Consider the following 20,792-nt stretch of genomic DNA (forward strand, 5'->3'; position numbering starts at 1 on the left):
ATCGGACATCCATGAATAACATCGATTACGCGGCGGCGCGCCGCATGTACGATCCCACCGATCAGCACGGAATACTCCGCGCATTTCCCGATCACATCATCACGGGCACAGCCGCCGCCGACGCGGCGCAGCTCCCCACCATCGACCTCTCACATCTGCGTGGTGTCGCCATCGCGGGCATGGGCGGATCGGCCATCGGCGGGGATATTCTTCGCGGGCTCGCAGCGGAGGGTGTGCCGTATCCGATCCTCGTGCATCGGGGCTACAGCCTGCCCGCCTGTGTCGGCGCGAACTGGCTGGTGGTCGTGATGAGTTATTCGGGCGGGACGGAGGAATCACTCTCTGCGTACGATGCGGCCGTTCAGCGCGGCTGCACCATCCTCTGTATCACCTCGGGTGATGGATTCGCCGGGCGCGTCACTCGTGACGGACACGCCGTGATCCGCATTCCGGGTGGTCTGGCGCCGCGATTCGCGCTCGGGCATTTATTCTTCGCGCTTCTTCGCTGTGTCGAACGCCTCGGAATCGTTCCTGATATGACGCGAGAGCGCGACGAGACGATCGCCGTCGCACGCGCGGCAGTGGCGCGTTTTGCGGACCCCGCTGCTCCGGGAAACACGGCCCTGTGGTACGCGGAGATGCTTCACGGCTCGCTGCCTGTGCTCTATGCGGGGCACACGATGCTGGAGCCCGTGCTGTTGCGCTGGCGCGGACAGATCGAGGAAAATGCGAAGATGCTCGCCTACGGTAACATGCTGCCGGAAATGAACCACAACGAGATCGTCGGGTGGGAAAAAAATCCGGATCTGCTGCAACGCATTTCCGTGCTGGTGCTGCGCACGCCCGACGAGCATCCGCGCGTCGCGCTACGCTTCGAGGCCACACTCGGTCTGCTGCGTCCGCTCGCGGGTCGCATCGAACAGATCGCCGCAACGGCGTCGACACCGCTGGGCCGTGTTTTTGAGCTTGTCTGCCTCGGTGATTGGATCAGCTACTATCTCGCCATCGGCGGCGGCATCGATCCGTTTCCGATCGAAAAAATATCGTCACTGAAAAACGCGCTCGCCTCGGCCTGATCCGGCATGTTCGCGCGGCACGGTATGCGATACAATTGCACACATACGGCACCCTGGAGGAGTTCCGCAGTACCGCTGTTGCTGTTGGTCGTCACAATGTGCGCTCCGGTTCTGCACGCGCAGTTCCTGCCCTTCGGCAGGAACAAGGTGGCATACACCGATTTTGACTGGCGGGTGCTGGCGACAGAACATTTCGACATCTACTACTACCCGGAGATGGAGGACCTCGCGCGGCGCGGCGCCACCTTCGCGGAAGCGAGTTTTGTCGAACTCGAGTCGCGGTTCAACTATTCGGTAATGCATCGCATTCCGCTGATTTTCTACTCGTCGCACTTGCATTTCCAACAGACGAATATTTCGCCCGGGTTTATTCCCGAAGGTGTGGGCGGATTCTTCGAGTTCATCAAAGGCCGCGTGGTCATTCCCTACACCGGCTCGCTCCACCAATTCCGCCATGTGATACAGCACGAACTCGTGCACGTGTTCATGCACAACAAGGTGTCGCAGGTGTTACGCGACCACGGGGTGCCCGCGGAACGATACCCGCCGCTGTGGTTCGTGGAAGGACTGGCGGAATATTTCTCGACGCGCTGGGACAGCCAGGCCGAGATGCTGTTGCGCGACGCGGTGCATTACGGCTACGTCGCGCCGCTGCGGTCGATCAATATGATCGCGGGATCCTTCCTGATGTACAAGGAGGGTCAGAACGCGCTCACCTTCATCGCGGAGGAATACGGTGAGGAGTCGATCGTGCGCATCATCGAGAATGTGTGGAAGTCCGCCGACTTCCGCGACGTGCTGCACTGGAGCACCGGCGCGACGATGGACGAGATCGACCGGGCCTGGTTGCGCTGGCTCCGCCGACGGCTGTATCCGCTCGCCGCGACCCGCGACCGCGCGTCCGACGTGGCGGAAGCGCTGGTCACGGAGGGTTTCGCGGCGAAGCCATTCTGGTACACGCGCGGCGACTCGAGTTACATCGTGTACATGGGCAACAATTCGGGCTACACGGGGGTGTACCGCGTTTCCACGCGCGGCGCCGAAGCGGAATTGCTGCTCGAAGGTGAGAAGAGCGGCGCCTTCGAGGCGTTTCATGCATATCAGACACGTATATCCGTTACTTCCGACGGACGTGTCGCCTTTGTGACCAAAAGCGGCGAGCGCGACGTGTTGCACGTGTTCGACATCGAGACGCGCACGCATCTCCGCTCGATGCAGATCGGCGCGCTTGTGACGCTCGGATCCCCCTCCTGGGCTCCCGACGGTCGGCGCCTGGTGTTGAGCGGAGCCGATGCTTCGGGCGAGTCGGATCTTTACATCGTCGACGTGGCGCGAGACGAGCTGCGTCCGCTCACACACGATCCGTATGACGACCGCGACCCTGCCTGGTCCCCAGACGGACTCTCGATCGCGTTCGTGTCGGACCGCGGTACTGGCGGCGCGCGCGGCGCCTTTCAGCTTTTTCTCACCGATACGACGGGACGCACCATCGAGTCGCTCGCGCAGGACAGCGGGAGTTACGCGGCACCCTCATGGTCGCCCGACGGCCGCTGGCTCCTGTGCACAAACGACCGCGAGGGTGTGCACGACGTGTACGCGCTGAAGCCGCACTCCGCGGGCGCGGCGCGCAGGACGCTGCGTCGCCTGACCTCCTTGCTCTCGTCGGCCTTTGATCCAATTTGGACAGGTGACGGTGACCTCGTCTTTTCCGCCTTCGACGCCTACCGCTTCTCGATCCGACGTCTCCGCGGCATCGCCGCGCGCATCGATAGCGCGGACGCTCTCGAGGTCGACATCGCCGGCGGCGGGGAAGAACCATGGTCGGTTCCGCAGTGGCGCGGCGATGCGGCGAGCGCATCCATCAAGTACGAGCGGGAGTATCAGCTCGACATCGCGCAGAGCCAGATCTCGACGGATCCGATCTTCGGTACCGTAGGAGGCGCCGCGTTGAGCGTCAGCGACCTGTTCGGCAACGACAACTACTACTTCCTGATCTACAACACTGCGCAGACCAGCAGCGAACTGCTCTCGAGTTTTAACATCGCGGTCTCGCGCATGTCGCTCGGAGCGCGTGCTCCTTACGCATACGGGATCTACAGTTTTTCCGGACGCCGCTACGACCTGCTCGATCCCGACGAGTACTTCATCGAACGCGCGTATGGCGCGTACGGGGCGCTCGCGTATCCGTTGACGGCATTTCAGCGCATCGAGGGCAGCGTGAGTCTGGGAAGTTCCGACAAGGAGGCGCTGTATGAGCTGCGGCAGCGCAAGGCACTGCTACTCACCAATTCGGTGTCGTACGTGAGCGACAACGCGCTCTATTACATCACCGGACCCATCGACGGAAGCCGCTTCAACGCCACATTGTCCTTCACCACCGACGTGCAGTATTCGAACGTGAATTTCTTTTCCGTGATGGTGGATTACCGGCGTTATCTGCGGCTTGGAGCGCGATCCGCACTCGCCACGCGCCTCGAGTTGCTGTACAACGACGGCCGCGAAGCACGGCGGTATTTTCTCGGAGGGAGCTGGGACCTGCGCGGCTGGCCGCGATGGTCGATACGCGGCAGCAAACGGTGGCTGACCAGTGTCGAACTCCGTTTCCCCGTGCTCGACCGTGTCGGTTTCGATTTTCCCTTCGGCGCGATCGACCTCGGCGTGTTACGCGGCGCGCTGTTCGCGGATGCCGGTAACGCGTGGGATGACGAATACACAGAGACACTCGGGAGCATCGGCGCGGGACTGCGTTTCAATCTGTTCGGCGTGATTGTTTTCCGCTACGATTTCGGGAAGCGTATTGAACGAAATTTCCGGGCCCTGCAAAGCGGCACGTTTCAGCAGTTTTTCTTCGGGTGGGATTTCTGATGCGACGCCTGATGCTCGTGCTGCTTCTCACCGCCGGATGCGGATCACTCGAGGAACTCGAGACCATCCCGTCGTGGACCACGGCGGAGTGGGGACAGAGCGGCGGAAACGCCTCGCGCACGGCGCGCACGGTGTCGGAGCTTCCGCGGTTGCTCGACACACTGGCCGTGTTTCAGCTCGACGGTACACCGTCACCCGGATCGATGATGCTCGCGCAGGGCCTCGTGTTTATCCCCTGCGTGAATGGTGCCATCGAGGTGGTGGACCTCCGCGCGTTGCGCGCGCTCGGAACGCTCGATCTGACGGGCTGGATCAAGGGCACGCCCGCCCTGGCCGACAGCGTGTTGTACGTGCCGCTCGCAGCGGGCGGCGGGGAACTCGCGTGTGTGGACATCCCGCGCCGCTCGACACTCTGGCGCGTCGAGGCAGGACTGGTAGAAACCCCGCTGCTTCTGTACGGGCGTGATGTCATCGGCTGTACGACAGATGGTGACGTGTTCCGACTTCGCGCGGATTCAACACAGGTGTGGCGCGTAAGCTCCACGAAAGGCATACTCGCGGCGCCCGCATCGGATGGCGACAGAGTCTTTGCGGGATACAGGGGAGGCATGCTGCGGGCTCTGTCGATACAGGACGGCCGCGAGATGTGGCAGGCCGCGATCGGCAGCACCATCGAGGCGCCTCCACTTGTTGCAGCCGATCTTGTACTCGCCGCCGGGCGCTCAGGGGATGTGGCGGCCTTCGACCGCAAAAACGGCACAGAGCGCTGGAGGCGTTCCGTCGTGTCACCCGTGTTCGCGGCGCTCGCGGCCGATACCTCGGCGGTGTACGTCGCCTCCGCCGACGGCATGCTGCATGCCCTCGCACTTGTAGATGGACGGACAATGTGGACGGCGCAGGCGGGAGGCCTGGTCAGCGCCGGACTCGTGGTTTCAGGTAGCAGCATTGTGGCAGTGACACAGCGCGGACGCATTTCCCTTCGGTCGCGACAGGATGGCACGGAGACGTGGGCGATGTCGATCGGTGGACGCGTGACCACGGCACCGCTTGTGTCGGAATCGCGGCTGATAGTATGCACCGCCGATCGCACGGTGTTGGTGCTGGGTGCGAGGGGAGGGGAAAAATGATAAAACGCCTCGCAATAAACTTGCTGATGCTGGCTGCGGTGTGCACGGCGCAGGGCCAGCAGGGCGATCCGTTGTCCCTGCGGTCGACAATCATAGAATCGGTGCCCGCGGGCGCGGAAGTGTGGCGCGCGGATTCACTGCTCGGTCAGACGCCGCTGCGGCTCACCGGACTGGAAAAGGACACGTTGCTCCTTTATTATCCCGGCCGGAGCATATGGCGCGCGAGACGCACAGCCCTCCCGCCTCCGCGTCTCGACGCGCAGCAGGGAGTAAACCGCGTGGTGTTTGCGGAGCGGTACAGGGTGAGCACTGAGCCGCCGGATGCCGCGGTGTACTGCGGCGATTCCCTGCTCGGGCGCACGCCGCTCGAATTCGAGAACTGTGAAACGGCGGGGATCCGGGTCACAAAACCCGGCTACCGCGAACTGCGCGGCATCATACCGGGCGAGGATGGTTCGGCCCGCGTCATCCTCGATCCGCTCCCGGGAGCTGTCCCTCAGCCGCAGGTTCGGGACGCGGCCTCGTTCCGTTCCCCGGGCACCTCGGTGCTTGCGGCCGCGGGATTGGGGCTCGCTGCGGGTACGGCATCGGTCATTCTCAAACGCAGTGCCGACCGGCATTACGACGACTACCGCCGCAGCGGCGACAATGCGGCGCTTCGCGCTACGCGGCGCGATGATTTGTGGGCCGGAATTTGCCTTGTAGCACTGGAGGCATCGGTCGGATATTTGGTCTTCCTTTTGTTCCACGACCGATAAGGCGTATCTTTGCGCTTCGACGCACACCACAGCGAATTCAGCCTCAAGACCACGGAACGAGACGCTTTCGCTGTGTACCGCGTTGACCTCGCCCAAGGTACCCCCATGTCAGAAAAGGTCGATCTCCACACCCACACCCACTATTCCGACGGCGTGCTTTCGCCGCGCGAACTTGTGATGCGCGCCGCCGAGATGGGCATCGGCCTGCTCAGCATCACCGATCACGACAGCATCGACGCGCTGGAGGAAGCCGTCGAGGCGGGCAGGGAATTCAGTGTGGACGTCATCCCCGGTGTTGAACTCAGCGCGACTCTGGGTAACAAAGACATCCATATCCTGGGCTATCTCTTCGATCCCAAAAACCCGTATTTGCGCCAGACGCTCGATCTGTTCAAACGAGAACGTTTCAGCCGCGCGGCGCGGATCGTCAAAAAACTCAACCAGCTCGATCTCCCGCTGTCCTTCGACACCGTGCTCGAACGCGCGGGTCATGGCGCCATCGGCCGGCCGCATATCGCGGAGGCGCTTGTGGAGGAAGGCCTGACCGATACGTATTCACAGGCATTCGAAACGCTTATCGGCGACTCCGGCCCCGCCTTCGAACCGAAGTACCGCATCTCACCCGAGGACGCGGTCGACATCATCGCGAATGCCGGCGGCGTCTCGATTCTCGCGCATCCCGGCTGGTACATCACCGAAGACGAACTTGTGCAGCTCATCCGCGCGGGGCTCGACGGCATCGAGACAGTACATCCCGCCCACGACGACGTCCGCCGCCGTTTCTACAGCGGCATCGCATCCACCTATTTCCTGCTCGAAAGCGGGGGATCGGACTTCCACGGCGGACGCCGCAACGATTACCAGAACTTCGGCAGTTTCACCATATCGCAAGACTATGTTCTCGCGATGAAACGCCGTCTCTTCATCCAATAGTCAGGAGTACAGGACATGAACGCACCGGTGCAGGGCGACCTCCAGGCCGGATCCTCCCGATTCGCGATTGTCGCGAGCCGTTTCAACGACGTCATCACGCGCCGCCTGATAGAAGGCGCCACGGACTGCCTCCTGCGGCACGGCGCCGATCCGTCGGCGATCGACACATACATCTGCCCGGGGTCCTTCGAAATTCCCCTGGTTGCATCTCGCATCGCCGCCACGAAAAAGCACGACGCAATCGTCTGTCTCGGCGCAGTGATCAAAGGAGACACGCCGCATAACGAGTATATCGCCGCGGAAGTGACAAAGGGCATCGCGCAGCTCATGCTGCAGCATCAGCTCCCCATCTCGTTCGGTATCCTGACCACAAACACGCTCGAACAGGCGCTCGAACGCGCGGGACTCAAACACGGCAACAAGGGGTGGGAAGCCGCGCTCTCCGCTCTCGAAATGGTGAATCTTCTCGGTCAGATCGAACCCTCGGCAGCATGAGTCACGTTTTCAGGACGCTGTTCCTGTTCCTTGCGGCCGGTACAGCACTCTTCGCACAGACCGGGTCGTGGAAGACCTACACCTCCATGCGGGAGGTGCGTGACCTTGCGGTCACCGGCCGCGACATTTGGGCGGCTACAGCGGGCGGCGTGTTCCGCTACGCGACGAGTGACGGCACATTCACATCATACACCAATGTTGAGGGACTCGCGTCGATCGATATCCGCGCGGTTGAAATCGATGCAAACGGCCGGATCATCGTCGGCGCGGCCACGGGTGCATTGAATATTCTCGAGCCCGGCGGCGGGTGGATTTCCGTGCTCGACATCGCACGCGCGACAGACAAACCACAGCGGGGAATCAATGCCATCCGGACAAAGGAAGGCCGGATTTACATTGCCACCGACTTCGGTGTATCGGTGTACAATCCCGTGACACGCGAGTTCACGGAGACCTGGCAGAAATTCGGTGCCCTCCCCGCACAATCGAGCGTGAAGGACATATATTTTACCGGACAGTCGATCTGGATCGCGACAGCGGAAGGAATTGCACACGGTGATGCCGGAAGCGCGAACCTTCAGGATCCCTCGTCATGGACCTCGTACACTGCTGCCGACGGCCTCCCTTCGAAGGTCGTTTCTACCATTGTGTCGTATGGCGGCACCATTGTTGTCGGGACGGACAAAGGGTGCGCGCGGCTTGAGTCCGGCTCGTGGCTTCCCGTCTATCTCGACGCGGGCGCAGTTCCGGTGCGCGAGATCATCACACGCGAGGACACGCTGTTTTTTATCACCGACGAGTATATGTACCGCGTGGAGGGGTCGGCTGTTCCACAACGCATCGGCCCTTCCTCCACCGATCCCCGTTATGGAAGAAACACCGTGTACACGCGGCTCGCGCTTATGGCCGGTGAAGCCGGTCCCCTGCTAGGATCGAGCAAGGGTGTGAGCCGTTACTCCACGGCAGGGTGGAGTTTTGTACAGCCGGACGGTCCGATTGCCAACCAGATTTCATCACTGGCCGTTGACGATTCCGGCGTAGTCTGGAGCGCGTCCCCGGGGAGCGGTGTGTCGGGATATAACGGCGTACAATGGCGCCAGTATTCCCCCTCCACAAATCCTCCGTTACCCGCTGAGGATCCGCGTGTTGTAGCGGCCGGACCGGATGGCTCGTTGCTCATCGGCACGTGGGGTTCCGGCGTGGTGCGTCGAAATGCCGACGGCACGCTGCACCGTTATGATCGCAACACACATCCCGAGTTTCCCGGAATTCCAGACAGTCCGGAATTCAGTCCCATCGGCGGGCTGATGACCGATACGAAGGGCAACATCTGGATGGTCCATCATCGCGGTGCGAACGCGCGCATACTCAGTTGCCTGACCCGCGACGGCCGCTGGTACACCTATCGGAATCCCTACTACGACGACGCGTATGTGTACGGCCTCGGCATCGATCAGTTCGGCACGAAGTGGCTGTGGGGGGGATACAATTTTCTGGGCGTGATCACGTTTAACGAAAACGGCACGCTCGAATCCACCGGTGACGACGTGTGGAAAAAAGTGGATCCCAACGCCTATCTCGCGGACAAGGTGCTTGTCGCCACAACCGACCGCCTCGGTGACGTGTGGATAGGAACGCCCCTCGGCCCGCGCACCGTGTACAATCCGTCGACACCCGAGCGGTCCTCGCGCACATGTTACAACACGCGGTGCAACCTCGAAGGTCTTGTCGTGAACTGCCTCGCCATCGATCCGGTCAACAACAAGTGGCTCGGTACAAACGCCGGTGTGTTTGTCCTGTCGTCGGACGGGAGCACCATCATCGAGCAGTATACGGTGGACAACAGCCCGCTCATCGACAACGCTGTCAGGAGCATCGTTGTTCATCCCGCCACCGGCGACGCGTATTTCGGAACCAACAAGGGTATCTCCCGCCTTTCGACGCCGTTTGTACAGGCGGCAGCGACAGGGAAGGAACTCCGTGTGTCACCGAATCCCTTCCGTCCCGACATCGACGGCCAGGCGCGTATCGACGGACTCGCGGAGGGCTCCACCATGAAGATTCTCGCACCGTCCGGCTCGGTGGTGCGCGAGATCACGACACCGGGCGGTCGTATCGGATTCTGGGACGGAAAAGACGAGGATGGTGAGTACGTCGCCTCCGGCGTGTATATCATCGCGGCCTACCAGGCCGACGGCTTGGAAACGCGGCTCGGGAAAATCCTGGTCGTAAGGCAGTAGGACGAGGCCAAAAAAAGAATCAGGGCGGGGCATTTTCATTATTCAGAGAAAACTCCGTACATTTCCAAGCTTGATATGCTTGGAAACCCAAATATCCCCTTCATAATTGCCATCGACGGCCCCGCCGGATCGGGAAAAACGACCACGGCGCGTTTCCTTGCTGAACAGCTCGGATTCATCTACGTCGATACCGGGGCGATGTACCGCGCAGTGGCCTTCGGCCTGCTTCAACGCGGTATCACGCTCGACGATGTCGGCGCGGTGTGCGCCGCCGTCGACGAACTCGATATCCGACTGGAACTCGGGGGAGACACGCAGCGAACATTGCTCAATGGGGTGGATATCGAGGATTCCATTCGATCGCAGGTGATGTCGAAGGCGGCCAGCGATGTCAGTGCCATACCGTGTGTGCGCGAGGCCATGGTCGCCCTGCAGCGGCACGCCGTCACAGGCGCAACCGGGGCGGTGCTCGAAGGTCGCGACATCGGCACCGTGGTTTTCCCCGATGCACCATGCAAGATCTACCTCATGGCTGACGTGGCCACACGCGCGCTGCGACGGAAATTGCAGCTCGAATCCAAGGGCATGGTGGTCGATATCGAGGTGCTATCACGCGAAATTGAAGAACGGGACCAGAACGACGCACAGCGCGACCATTCGCCACTCCGCAAATCTCCCGACGCAATCGAAGTGGAGACAACAAACACGAGTATCGAGGAACAGGTTTCGATGATTCGGAGTTTAGTTGAGAAGAGATTGCGCAAATGGCGAGGAGAAGAGGACGCATGAATGTAAGCATCGATCCGACTGCCGGCTTCTGCTGGGGCGTGGTCCGCACCGTACAGGTGGCGGAGGAAGAACTCGCGCGCGGCCGCGCGCTCGTGTCGCTGGGCGATATCATTCACAATCCGAAGGAAATCGAGCGCATGGAGCAACTCGGCATGCGCACGATTCATCACGGTCAGCTCGAGGAACTGCCGAAGGAGACGCAGATACTGATCCGCGCCCACGGCGAGCCGCCCTCGACATATCGCAGAGCCCGCGAACTCGGTCTCATGCTTGTCGACGCAACCTGCCCCGTCGTGACGAAGCTGCAGGAACGCATCCGAAAGTATTACGACGACGGGTATCAGATCGTCATCTTCGGCAAAAAGGATCACGCAGAAGTCATCGGCTTGCGCGGGGTCTGCAACGACGAGTGCATCGTGGTCAAATCCGTGGCCGAGGCCGAGGCGGGTGTCGACATTTCGCGCAAGACGGTACTGTTCAGTCAGACCACGATGGACAAGCCCACGTTTCAGGCGATACGCGAGGTGCTTGAAACGCGGATACGCGAACTTGTTCTCGATTCAATGGAGAGCCTGGCCGCGGACTTCCATGCGAAGGACACCATCTGTGGGCAGGTTTCGGGCCGCGAAAACAAATTGCGCGAATACGCGCGAGCGAACGATATGATGATTTTTGTCGCGGGCAAAAAGAGTTCGAACGGGCGAGTGCTCTTCGACATCTGCGCCGCCGCGAATCCCCGCACATATTTTATCGAGGACATCGACGAGATCGAACCCTCGTGGTTCGAAGGCGCGCAGAGCGTCGGCATCAGCGGGGCGACGAGCACACCGCAATGGCTGATGGCGATGGTGCGCGATGCCGTCGAAAACCTTGCCGCCGGCTTGCCGCGGCGCACACACGAGTCTCTGATTCACGAGCTGCCACTAATCAACCCCCCTCACAATTAACTGTAACTCACGCTTTCCCCGGGCACCAGGACCAGAAGGCAGCTCGCGTCCCCGGAACGGGTGAAAGACATGTTCCACCAAGGAGTTTTAATGTCACCAGAAGAAAGCCACACCGAAGATCCTGCAATGGCTGTCGTCGCTCAGGAGAACACCCGCCCGATGCATACGGTCGGAATTGTGATCGAGGACGAGGAGTACAACTCCCAGGAATTCGACACGCTGAAGATCATGTACGAGAACACCCTCAGCACGCTGAAGAAGGGTACGATCATCTCGGGCAAGATCATTCAGATGAACAAGGACTACGCGATCATCGACATCGGATTCAAGTCCGAGGGCATGGTCTCGATCGACGAATTCACCAACGCGTCCGAACTCAAGATCGGCGATGTCGTGGAGGTGTTTCTCGAGTCCGTTGAAAACAAAGAAGGCAACATCACCCTCTCGCGCAAGCGCGCGGATTTCGTCCGCATCTGGGAGCGTATCCAGCATGCGTTCGATCACGAGGACATCCTGCAGGGCCGCTGCATCCGCCGTATCAAGGGCGGCATCGTGATGGATCTTATGGGCGTCGACGCGTTCCTTCCCGGCTCGCAGATCGACATCCGTCCCGTCCGTGATTTTGATGCGTACCTGGGCCGCACGCTCGATGTGCGCGTCGTGAAGATCAACCAGCCGGCCGAGAACATCGTGGTCAGCCGCAAGGTGATCATCGAAGAGCAGATCGCAGGCCAGCGCAAGGCGATTCTCGACAGTCTCGAGAAAGGTCAGATTCTCGAAGGCACCGTCAAGGCTATCACCGATTTCGGTGTGTTCATCGATCTCGGCGGCGTCGACGGTCTTGTGCACATCACGGATCTTTCGTGGGGCCGCGTGAATCATCCGACGGAAATCGTGAAGCTCGACCAGACGGTCAACGTCGTCGTGCTCGATTTCGACGCGGAGAAGAAGCGCATTTCGCTCGGCATGAAGCAGTTGATGCCGCACCCGTGGGAAAACATCGACACGAAGTACCCGGTCGGCACGAAGGTGCGCGGCAAGGTCGTGTCGCTCGCGGATTACGGCGCATTCATCGAAATCGAAAAGGGCATCGAAGGCCTTATCCATATTTCCGAAATGAGCTGGACGCAGCACATCAAACATCCGTCGCAGGTTGTGTCGATGGGTCAGATGGTGGATGCGGTCATCCTCAATCTGGATGTGCAGGACAAGAAAATATCGCTCGGCATGAAGCAGCTCGAGCCGGATCCGTGGTCGAATCTGATCGCAAAATACCCGGTCGGTTCGCATCACTCCGGCACCGTGCGCAACCTCACCAACTTCGGCGTGTTTGTGGAACTCGAGCCCGGCGTTGACGGCCTCGTGCACATCTCCGATCTCTCATGGACGAAGAAGATCCGCCACCCGGGCGAGATCGTGAAGAAGGGCGAACGTCTCGACGTCGTGATTCTCGGCATCGACATCGATCAGCGCCGCATTTCTCTCGGTCACAAGCAGGTGCAGGAAAATCCGTGGGAAACGTTCGAGCAGATCTACGGCGTCGGCACCGAAGTCGAAGGCAAGATCTCGCGCCTTATCGAGAAGGGCGTCATCGTCGAACTTCCCTCGGGAGTGGACGGCTTTGTACCCTCCTCGCAGCTCGCGACGAAGGTTGTCCGCGACGTGCCCGCCTCCTTCAAGGAAGGCGACGCTCTGCCGCTTCGTATCATCGAGTTCGACAAGGAGAACAAGAAGATTGTGCTCTCCGTTGTGGAATACTTCAAGGGTCGTGACCAGGAACAGATCGACGCGTATCTTGCGTCGCATGGCCTGCTCAACGCCCCGGCGTCAGAGGCGACGGATCTCCGTCCCGACGAACTTCTGTTCGATTGACGCTTCCTATCCGTGCAAAAGGAGTTGGGCGCCCCCGCGTCCAACTCCTTTTTGTACACACATGTGAATCCGCGGCCGGTGCCGGCGCGCACAAAGATCACCATACGCCCCCTTTGGCGATAACCTGAATTCCTGCTCACAACCAACACACGCTGACGCATCGTTCATACATCATGCCCACCGTCGCATTCCATACACTCGGCTGCAAGCTGAATTTTGCGGAGACGTCGACCGTCGGCCGGCAGTTCCGCGAGAAGGGCTACAGTGTGGTGGAGTTTGAGGAGACGGCGGATGTCATTCTCATCAACACCTGCTCCGTCACCGAGAACGCCGACCGTGAGGCGCGCAAGCTCGTGCGTCAGGCGCGGAGGCGCTCGCCCGAGGCCTTTGTGATCGTGATGGGATGTTACGCACAGCTCAGACCCGAGCAGATCGCGGCGATCGACGGGGTGGATTTGATCCTCGGTTCGCAGGAAAAATTCCGCGTCTTCGACTACGTGGAATCGTTCGATCATCACGGCGAGGCGCGCATCTGCGTCGGTGCGCTCGATGAGGAAGCCGCATTCGGTCCCGCTTACGCGGCCGACAGCGAGGGACGCGCTCGCGCATTTCTCAAAGTGCAGGACGGCTGCGACTACTCCTGCGCCTTTTGTACAATCCCCATGGCCCGCGGCGCAAGCCGCAGCCAGTCTGTCGCGTCCACCGTGCAGCAGGCCCGCGACATCCTTGCGCGCGGCTTCCACGAGATTGTGCTGAGCGGCGTGAATGTGGGAGACTATGGCAGCAAGATCGGCACGTCATTCGAACAGTTGCTCGCCGCATTGCTCGTGGTGGAAGGGGAGTACCGGATCCGCATCAGTTCGATCGAACCGAATCTGCTGACCGACAGCATCATCGAATTGACCGCGGCATCGGAAAGGATGTGCAGACATTTTCACATTCCGCTTCAGTCGGGCTCCGCCTCCGTGCTGCGCCTGATGCGGCGGCGGTACACGAAGGACCTCTATGCCGAACGGATCAGCACCGTACGGGACCGCATGCCGGATTGCGCGATCGGCATCGACGTGATCGTGGGGCATCCCGGGGAAACGGAGGCCGACTTCGAGGAGACCTACCGCTTCCTGGCGGATCTGCCCTTCAGCTACCTGCATGTGTTTTCGTATTCCGCGCGGCCCGGCACACATGCGCTGCAGATCGGCTCTCCCGTGCCGTCCGAAGAGCGCGCCCGCAGAAGCGCAATGCTGCGTATTCTGTCGGAAAAAAAGCGCCAGGCCTTTTACCGCGACAACCTCGGGAGTATCCGCCCCGTGCTCTTTGAACACACAAAAGACGGAATAACATCGGGATTTACCGACAATTATGTGCGTGTGGGTGTCGCCTCGGCTCCGGATGCGGAACACCGCCTCATCGCGGTGCGGCTCGATGCACCGCAGGGCGCATATGTCGCCGGCAGCATCGTGGATGAGAAATACACCGAACCGCGCCAGTTGTAAGAAAAACATTGCCATTTTCTCCTTCTTTCCGTATTTTTCATGGCTCTTGCAAAGAAGAGCCATTTTTCTTGACACACATACGGCATGTTTGAAGCTCTCTCCGAAAAACTAGATCTCGCGCTCAAGCGCATTCGAGGCGAACACCGGCTCACCGAGGCGAACGTCGAGGAGTCGCTGCGCGAAGTGCGCCGCGCTCTGCTCGACGCCGACGTCAACTTCCAGGTGGTGAAGGACTTCATCGAGGCGGTGAAGGACAAGGCGCTCGGCCAGGACGTGTTGAAAAGCCTGACCCCTGGTCAGCAGATCGTCAAGATCATCAACGACGAATTGATCGCGTTGATGGGGGCCGACCGCACCGAACTCGCAATGGCGAAGTCGGGTCCGACCATCATCATGATCGCCGGCCTTCAGGGTTCGGGTAAAACGACCTTTGCGGCGAAACTCGCGCGGCATCTGAAGGAGAAGGGCCGACATCCGCTGCTGGTTGCGGCCGACGTGTACCGTCCCGCTGCCATCGGCCAGTTGAAGCTGCTCGCTGAGAGCATCGACGTACCCGTGTACTCGGGCGACGAGCGCACGCCGCTGCGCATCGCCGAGGAGTCCCTCGACCACGCGCGCAAAAATCTGCGCGACACGATCATCATCGACACCGCCGGCCGGCTCAGCATCGACGAAGTGATGATGCAGGAAGTCGCCGACATCAAGCGCTCGGTGAAACCGACCGAGATCCTGTTTGTTGTCGATTCGATGACAGGACAGGACGCGGTGAACACCGCGAAGGCCTTCCACGACCGTCTTCTTTTCGACGGTGTGGTTTTGACGAAGCTCGACGGCGACACACGCGGAGGCGCCGCGCTGTCGATACGCCGCGTGGTCGACACGCCGATCAAGTTCGTGAGCATCGGCGAAAAACTCGACGCCCTCGAGCCGTTTTATCCGGACCGCATGGCCTCACGCATACTCGGCATGGGCGACATTGTCACCCTTGCGGAGAAGGCGCAGGAGCAGTTCGACGAAGACGAGGCCGCGAAACTCGAACAGAAAATGCGCAAGAACCAGTTCACGCTGGAGGATTTCTACGCGCAGCTTCAGTCCCTGAAAAAAATGGGTCCGTTGACCTCGATTCTCGAGATGATCCCAGGCATGGGGAAGGCGCTCAAAGGCGTCGATGTCGACGACCGCGCCTTTACGCGCATCGAGGCGATCATCCTGTCGATGACCCCCGAGGAGCGCCGGAAACCCGCGATTATCAATGGCAGCCGCCGCAAGCGCATCGCCGGTGGAAGCGGCACCACCATCCAGGATGTCAACCGACTGCTGAAACAGTTCGAGGAAATGCAGAAGCTGATGAAGCGACTGACAAAGGGCGGCGCCCGCCAGTTTGCGCGCGGTCTCATGAATCAAAAATTTTCGTAATCGGATCTAATTATCTTCATTTATTTCGGAGGTTCAACCACGTGGTAAAAATTCGTTTGCAGCGCAGGGGAAGGAAAAAACTTCCCGTGTTCAAAATCGTGGCGGCCGATTCGCGGTTCCCGCGTGACGGACGTTTCATCGAGGCCCTCGGCCATTACGAGCCCTTCCGCAGCCCGGCGTTTGTGTCGGTCGACGAGGAGCGCATCCAGTACTGGCTCGGCGTCGGCGCGCAGCCGACCGACACCGTCCGCAGCATTCTCAGCAGCCAGGGCGTGATGCTTCGCATCCATCTCCAGCGCAAGGGCAAGTCGCCCGAGGAAATCGCGACGGAAATGGCGGCATGGCGCCAGGCCAAAGAGCAGCGCGAGGCGGGCAAGGCGTCGAAGAAAGAGCGCCGCGCGCAGAAGAAGGCCGCTGCCGCAGCCGCACCCGAAAGCGCTCCCGCGGCGTAAACAGCTACCAGAAACGTATCTCGCAGCAGCTCGCGACCGACCCGCCCCGCGGTCGGCCGCGCGTCTGTGCACACGCGGCTCGCAGCATGGATCTCTGTCTCATCGGAAAGATCGTTGCAGTCCACGGCGTTGCCGGCGGACTGCGCGTTCAATCATACTCCGACCATCCCCGGCGTTTCACGACGCTGAAAAAGGTGTTGCTCGGATCGTCGGACGACTCCGTGTCGGAGAGGGCGGTGACGCGGAGCATCGACCGGGGAAAGGACGTGGTGCTCTTTCTCGAGGGCATCAACACACGCAACGATGCCGAGCGGCATATGGGCGAGAATCTTTTCATCCCCGCGAACGAAATGCTGCCGCCGCCGGAGGGACGCATCTGGGTGCATGAACTTGTCGGTTGCGCCGTGGTAAGCACCGAAGGTGTGCCGCGCGGCGAAATCGTCGATGTGTTTCTGCGCCCCGCGCAGGATCTCTACCTCGTGCGCTTCGAGGGCCGCGAGGTGCTGCTGCCGGCCGTACCGGCCATCATCGAGTCGGTCGACACGGCCGCAAAACGCGTGACGGTGAACGATGTTCCGGGCCTGTTCGAGGACGCCGATGAGGATTGATATTCTCACCGGCTTCCCGTCGCTTTTTGTGGGTCCGCTCACGGAAAGCATTCTCAAGCGCGCGAGCGCAGCGGGCATCGTCGACATCGTGGTGCACGACCTGCGGAATTACGCGCACGATAAACACCGCAGCATCGACGACTCTCCATACGGCGGCGGTGCCGGCATGGTGCTCAAACCCGAGCCCATCTTCGAATGTATGGATGCGCTACGCGCCGAGAGGACGTATGACGAGGTGATACTCACCACCCCCGCGGGAGGCATGTACAGCCAGGCCGAAGCGAACGCGCTATCGATGACTGGCGCGATCGCCATCATCTGCGGACATTACAAGGGTGTGGACGAGCGTGTGCGCGCGCAGCTCGTCACCAAGGAACTCTCGATCGGGGATTATGTGCTCACAGGCGGAGAGCTGGCCGCCATGGTGATTGTGGATTCGGTGACACGACTCCTGCCGGGCGCCATCGGCGACGGAGAATCGATGTTGTCGGACTCGTTCATGGACGGTATTCTCGCGGCGCCGCAATACACACGGCCGCCCTCGTACCGCGGGCTCGATGTTCCCGAGCCGCTTCTCTCCGGCAATCATCGCGAGATCGCGCGCTGGCGCGAGGAGCAGGCCCAACGCCTGACGCGCGAACGCCGGCCGGATCTGCTCGGTGATTCCACATCCCCGCGCGGATGAACTTCCAGAGTCGCAGGAATTTATTATCTTTGTACAGATTAGACAGAAACAGGAGGCACAATGAACAAAATCGATTTGCTTGAACAGTCGCTGATGAAGACGGATATACCGGCGTTTCATCCCGGCGATATCCTCAACGTCCACGTCCGCGTCGTCGAAGGCGACAAGGAACGTATCCAGGAATATCAGGGCATCGTGATCGCGATCCGTGGCGAGGGCTTGAAAAAGACCTTCACCGTCCGCAAGATTTCCGACGGTGTCGGCGTCGAGCGTATCTTCCCGCTCCACTCGCCGTCGATCGCAAAGATCGTGAAAGTGCGCTCGGGCAACGTCCGTCGCGCGAAACTCTTCTATCTGCGCACGCTGGCCGCGAAGCAGGTCCGCGCAAAGACCACCTGACACTCATTGTCGCCAGGGATCGAGAGACATGCCACGGCATGTCTCTCGTTTTTCTGACGGAGCCATCGCGATGATCGCAGCGACGCTTGATTCCTGGAACGGTCCTCTGTTGGACGCGCTTGCGCGTGAGATGTCGGGCGGAGCGCCCGCGATCGCCTGTGTACCAGCCGCGGATGCCGCATGGCAACTCCTCGAGCAGCAGGTGACAATGGGGCTCGTGCATCCGCTGGTGGCGGGTCGGAACACCGCGGAGCTGTCGCTCATCGAGAGGGCTGGAATTTTTGCGGTGGGACCCACGGGTGATTCGCTGCTCGTTTTTAATCCCGGTCTGCGTGACTTCTCGAGCATCGGCGTGCGCGCGCTCGACGATCCCGACTCCATTCTTGCCTCGGTTGTACTGCGCGAAAAATTCGACATGAGTCCTGTGCTTCGCCAGTACGACGGCCCGATCGACGACGCGCTGCGCCTGTGCGACGCGGTGCTCGTGACGGGCAGCGACGCTGTGGCGCGCGCGGAAGGCCGCGCAACGATCGACATCGTGGACGAGTGGTACGATTTCACCGAACTCCCGTTCCCACGCGCCGTGGCGGCCGCGTGGAATCATCTCGTTACTCAACCTGAGGCGGACGCGCTGGTCCGCGCCGCGGCAACGGCCGACAGGCAGTCGTTGGACCTGCTCGAAGGGCGGATGAAGGACCAGGCGCTCGGTGACCTGATGCACCTCGTGCCGGGTCACTATCGGTACACACTCGACGAGGACGCCCTCGAGGGCATGACCGAGTTTCTCCGCCTGGCGTTTTTGCACGGACTCTCGCGCGACATACCCACATTCAAATTCTGGAGCGAGCTCGGGGAAGACGCGTCCGTGTCTTGATCATCGTGCCTGAATCCTCTAATTTGAAAAGATGATTCCGTCCGCACAGAAATGATCGCCGCACTCACGATAAAACACTTCGCACTCATCGAGGAACTCCGCATCGAACTGGGGCACGGACTCACCGTGATCACAGGGGAGACAGGCGCGGGGAAGTCCATCGTGGTGGACGCACTCGGTCTGGCACTCGGAGAAAGAGCCGATGCCGATTCTGTGAGGGACGGCGCGGCAAAAGCCGTTATCGAAGCCGAATTTCACGCGGCCGATCTGCGCTGGCTCGAGGCAGATCTCGCAGCGCTCGGAGTTGAATGGCAGGATCCGCTGATACTGCGCCGCGAGGTGGCCGCGAAGGGAAGCAGCCGCTGTTTCATCAACGACTCGCCGGTGACCGTCAGCCAGCTCAAAAGCGTCGGAGACCGCCTCGTCGACATACACGGACAGCACGAGCATCAATCCCTGCTTCGGCCCGAAGCCCATCTCACGCTGCTCGACGCGTTCGGCGGGCATGCGCCGCTGCTCGAGACCTATGAGGAGGCCTACTCCGCGCTGTCCTCCGCCGCAAAGGATCTGGAGAAGGCATATCGCGATCGCGAACGACTCGAGGAACGCCGCGCCGTGCTCGACATGCACCTGCGTGAAATCGGAGCGGTCGATCCTCAATCCGGCGAGGATGACGACATCGAACGCGAGTTGCGCATCGCCGAGCACGCGGAAAAAATCGCGACTCTTGGCAACAACATACTCGGCGTGCTCTTCGACGGCGAACAGAACGCAACCGACCAACTCGGGCGCGCGCGGCGTGATCTTGCGGACCTGACCGGCATAGATCCCGCGCTCGCCTCCCTCGAGCACGAACTCTCCTCCGCCGCAGCGGGCATCGACGAGACGGTGCGCACACTGCGCACGTACACCGAGACGATCGACTTCAGTCCTGCCCGCTGTGAGGCGCTGCGCACACGGCTCGCGGAACTGCTGTCACTCAAACGGAAATACCGTTGCACGCTGCCGGAATTGCTGGACAAACGCGACGAGTTGCGCCGCGAGCGTGACAGTCTCGAGAACATCGATGCGACGATCGAGACACTTCAAGCGCAGTTGCGCACGCAGCGCGCTGACGCATCGGAGAAGGCGGAGGCCCTGACCGCGGCGCGCACCCGCGCTGCGGGCACACTCGGCAAGGATGTCGCCCGCGCCCTCAAGGACCTGGGCATACAACGCGCACGTTTCGAGACGCGCATCGAACAACGCGCCGCCGATACGGAACCCTTTCTCGAGTACAACGGACGCCGCGTGCAGGCGCGTCCCGACGGCGCCGATGCCGCCGAATTCTATCTCTCCGCGAATGTCGGCGAGGATGTGCGCCCGCTCGCAAAGGTTGCGTCCGGCGGCGAAGTCTCCCGCATCATGCTCGCGATGAAGTCGCTTTTTGCAGGCCGATCGCCCGTGCCCGTCATGGTGTTCGACGAGATCGACACGGGAGTCAGCGGCGCGGTGGCCCACAAGGTCGGCCGCGCGATGCACGACCTTGCGCGCCGTCACCAGATCCTCGCCATCACGCATCTGCCGCAAATAGCGGCCGCAGGTGCCGGGCATCTAGTTGTCGAGAAGGTGGTGCACGGAGCGCGCACATCCACTCACGTGCGCCGGCTCGAGACGTCGGAGCGCGAACACGAAATCGCGCGCCTTATCAGCGGCGACCATGTCACCCCAGCGGCGGAGCGCACCGCGCGCGATCTGCTCGCGGATTTTCGAACCGGATAACA

Annotated in this window: 18 protein-coding genes; all 18 read left to right on the plus strand. The window is 61.1% G+C overall.

All coding sequences use genetic code 11. The features are described 5' to 3' along the window. Window positions 1–11: 11 nt before the first annotated feature. The 18 genes from HY962_16520 (at window position 12) to recN (ending at window position 20,790) form a co-directional block, all read left to right on the plus strand. Window positions 12–1,076, plus strand: coding sequence for a bifunctional phosphoglucose/phosphomannose isomerase (locus HY962_16520; GenBank protein MBI5648536.1), 1,065 nt, complete (start codon window positions 12–14; stop codon window positions 1,074–1,076). Window positions 1,077–1,172: 96 nt separating this feature from the next. Beyond that, window positions 1,173–3,941 carry a PD40 domain-containing protein gene (locus tag HY962_16525; protein MBI5648537.1) on the plus strand — a complete coding sequence of 923 codons (2,769 nt, stop codon included), beginning with the start codon at window positions 1,173–1,175 and terminating at the stop codon, window positions 3,939–3,941. Continuing rightward, window positions 3,941–5,068: a PQQ-binding-like beta-propeller repeat protein gene (locus HY962_16530; protein ID MBI5648538.1), complete on the plus strand. Its 1,128-nt coding sequence runs from the start codon at window positions 3,941–3,943 to the stop codon at window positions 5,066–5,068. The genes HY962_16525 and HY962_16530 overlap by 1 nt, the downstream gene beginning before the upstream one ends. Next, window positions 5,065–5,826 (plus strand): PEGA domain-containing protein, encoded by a 762-nt coding sequence (locus HY962_16535; GenBank protein MBI5648539.1) that lies wholly within the window; start codon window positions 5,065–5,067, stop codon window positions 5,824–5,826. Before HY962_16530 ends, HY962_16535 begins: the two co-directional genes overlap by 4 nt. A 105-nt stretch (window positions 5,827–5,931) precedes the next feature. Then, window positions 5,932–6,759: a PHP domain-containing protein gene (locus HY962_16540; protein MBI5648540.1), complete on the plus strand. Its 828-nt coding sequence runs from the start codon at window positions 5,932–5,934 to the stop codon at window positions 6,757–6,759. Window positions 6,760–6,774: 15 nt separating this feature from the next. After that, a complete protein-coding gene (locus tag HY962_16545; GenBank protein ID MBI5648541.1) occupies window positions 6,775–7,254 on the plus strand; it encodes a 6,7-dimethyl-8-ribityllumazine synthase in 480 nt (159 codons plus the stop codon). Next, entirely contained in the window at window positions 7,251–9,494 is a 2,244-nt protein-coding gene (locus HY962_16550; GenBank protein MBI5648542.1) for a hypothetical protein, read from the plus strand. The genes HY962_16545 and HY962_16550 overlap by 4 nt, the downstream gene beginning before the upstream one ends. A 75-nt stretch (window positions 9,495–9,569) precedes the next feature. Continuing rightward, entirely contained in the window at window positions 9,570–10,283 is a 714-nt protein-coding gene (locus HY962_16555) for a (d)CMP kinase (protein MBI5648543.1), read from the plus strand. Further along, window positions 10,280–11,230: a 4-hydroxy-3-methylbut-2-enyl diphosphate reductase gene (locus tag HY962_16560; GenBank protein ID MBI5648544.1), complete on the plus strand. Its 951-nt coding sequence runs from the start codon at window positions 10,280–10,282 to the stop codon at window positions 11,228–11,230. Before HY962_16555 ends, HY962_16560 begins: the two co-directional genes overlap by 4 nt. Before the next feature lie 126 nt (window positions 11,231–11,356). Continuing rightward, on the plus strand, window positions 11,357–13,102 hold the full coding sequence (gene rpsA / locus HY962_16565) for a 30S ribosomal protein S1 (protein MBI5648545.1): 1,746 nt from the start codon (window positions 11,357–11,359) through the stop codon (window positions 13,100–13,102). 173 nt (window positions 13,103–13,275) lie between these two features. Beyond that, window positions 13,276–14,595 (plus strand): tRNA (N(6)-L-threonylcarbamoyladenosine(37)-C(2))-methylthiotransferase MtaB, encoded by a 1,320-nt coding sequence (mtaB, locus tag HY962_16570; GenBank protein ID MBI5648546.1) that lies wholly within the window; start codon window positions 13,276–13,278, stop codon window positions 14,593–14,595. 84 nt (window positions 14,596–14,679) lie between these two features. Continuing rightward, the gene (gene ffh, locus HY962_16575) at window positions 14,680–16,011 is read left to right on the plus strand and encodes a signal recognition particle protein (GenBank protein MBI5648547.1); all 1,332 of its coding nucleotides are present in this window, start codon (window positions 14,680–14,682) and stop codon (window positions 16,009–16,011) included. A 41-nt stretch (window positions 16,012–16,052) separates the two neighbouring features. Next, window positions 16,053–16,463, plus strand: a complete 411-nt coding sequence (gene rpsP, locus HY962_16580; protein MBI5648548.1) for a 30S ribosomal protein S16 — start codon at window positions 16,053–16,055, stop codon at window positions 16,461–16,463. A gap of 86 nt (window positions 16,464–16,549) precedes the next feature. Then, complete coding sequence (gene rimM / locus HY962_16585) at window positions 16,550–17,071, plus strand: 16S rRNA processing protein RimM (protein ID MBI5648549.1); 522 nt, start codon at window positions 16,550–16,552, stop codon at window positions 17,069–17,071. Then, on the plus strand, window positions 17,061–17,756 hold the full coding sequence (gene trmD / locus HY962_16590; protein ID MBI5648550.1) for a tRNA (guanosine(37)-N1)-methyltransferase TrmD: 696 nt from the start codon (window positions 17,061–17,063) through the stop codon (window positions 17,754–17,756). The genes rimM and trmD overlap by 11 nt, the downstream gene beginning before the upstream one ends. 60 nt (window positions 17,757–17,816) lie before the next feature. Further along, entirely contained in the window at window positions 17,817–18,155 is a 339-nt protein-coding gene (gene rplS / locus HY962_16595) for a 50S ribosomal protein L19 (GenBank protein ID MBI5648551.1), read from the plus strand. A gap of 28 nt (window positions 18,156–18,183) precedes the next feature. Then, window positions 18,184–19,029, plus strand: coding sequence for a hypothetical protein (locus HY962_16600; protein MBI5648552.1), 846 nt, complete (start codon window positions 18,184–18,186; stop codon window positions 19,027–19,029). A gap of 51 nt (window positions 19,030–19,080) precedes the next feature. After that, window positions 19,081–20,790 (plus strand): DNA repair protein RecN, encoded by a 1,710-nt coding sequence (recN, locus tag HY962_16605; protein MBI5648553.1) that lies wholly within the window; start codon window positions 19,081–19,083, stop codon window positions 20,788–20,790. The last annotated feature ends 2 nt before the right edge of the window (window positions 20,791–20,792 follow it).

The organism is Ignavibacteriota bacterium (assembly GCA_016218045.1).
GTDB lineage: Bacteria > Bacteroidota > Ignavibacteria > SZUA-365 > SZUA-365 > JACRFB01.

Bases quoted from the DNA above. Each gene is read 5' to 3' on its own strand.
- HY962_16600 (MBI5648552.1), top strand. From the start codon at position 18,184: ATGCCACGGCATGTCTCTCGTTTTTCTGACGGAGCCATCGCGATGATC.
- HY962_16560 (MBI5648544.1), top strand. From the start codon at position 10,280: ATGAATGTAAGCATCGATCCGACTGCCGGCTTCTGCTGGGGCGTGGTC.
- rimM (MBI5648549.1), top strand. From the start codon at position 16,550: ATGGATCTCTGTCTCATCGGAAAGATCGTTGCAGTCCACGGCGTTGCC.
- HY962_16555 (MBI5648543.1), top strand. From the start codon at position 9,570: ATGCTTGGAAACCCAAATATCCCCTTCATAATTGCCATCGACGGCCCC.
- ffh (MBI5648547.1), top strand. From the start codon at position 14,680: ATGTTTGAAGCTCTCTCCGAAAAACTAGATCTCGCGCTCAAGCGCATT.
- HY962_16540 (MBI5648540.1), top strand. From the start codon at position 5,932: ATGTCAGAAAAGGTCGATCTCCACACCCACACCCACTATTCCGACGGC.
- HY962_16520 (MBI5648536.1), top strand. From the start codon at position 12: ATGAATAACATCGATTACGCGGCGGCGCGCCGCATGTACGATCCCACC.
- HY962_16530 (MBI5648538.1), top strand. From the start codon at position 3,941: ATGCGACGCCTGATGCTCGTGCTGCTTCTCACCGCCGGATGCGGATCA.
- HY962_16545 (MBI5648541.1), top strand. From the start codon at position 6,775: ATGAACGCACCGGTGCAGGGCGACCTCCAGGCCGGATCCTCCCGATTC.
- HY962_16525 (MBI5648537.1), top strand. From the start codon at position 1,173: ATGTGCGCTCCGGTTCTGCACGCGCAGTTCCTGCCCTTCGGCAGGAAC.
- HY962_16550 (MBI5648542.1), top strand. From the start codon at position 7,251: ATGAGTCACGTTTTCAGGACGCTGTTCCTGTTCCTTGCGGCCGGTACA.
- rpsA (MBI5648545.1), top strand. From the start codon at position 11,357: ATGGCTGTCGTCGCTCAGGAGAACACCCGCCCGATGCATACGGTCGGA.
- recN (MBI5648553.1), top strand. From the start codon at position 19,081: ATGATCGCCGCACTCACGATAAAACACTTCGCACTCATCGAGGAACTC.
- HY962_16535 (MBI5648539.1), top strand. From the start codon at position 5,065: ATGATAAAACGCCTCGCAATAAACTTGCTGATGCTGGCTGCGGTGTGC.
- trmD (MBI5648550.1), top strand. From the start codon at position 17,061: ATGAGGATTGATATTCTCACCGGCTTCCCGTCGCTTTTTGTGGGTCCG.
- rplS (MBI5648551.1), top strand. From the start codon at position 17,817: ATGAACAAAATCGATTTGCTTGAACAGTCGCTGATGAAGACGGATATA.
- mtaB (MBI5648546.1), top strand. From the start codon at position 13,276: ATGCCCACCGTCGCATTCCATACACTCGGCTGCAAGCTGAATTTTGCG.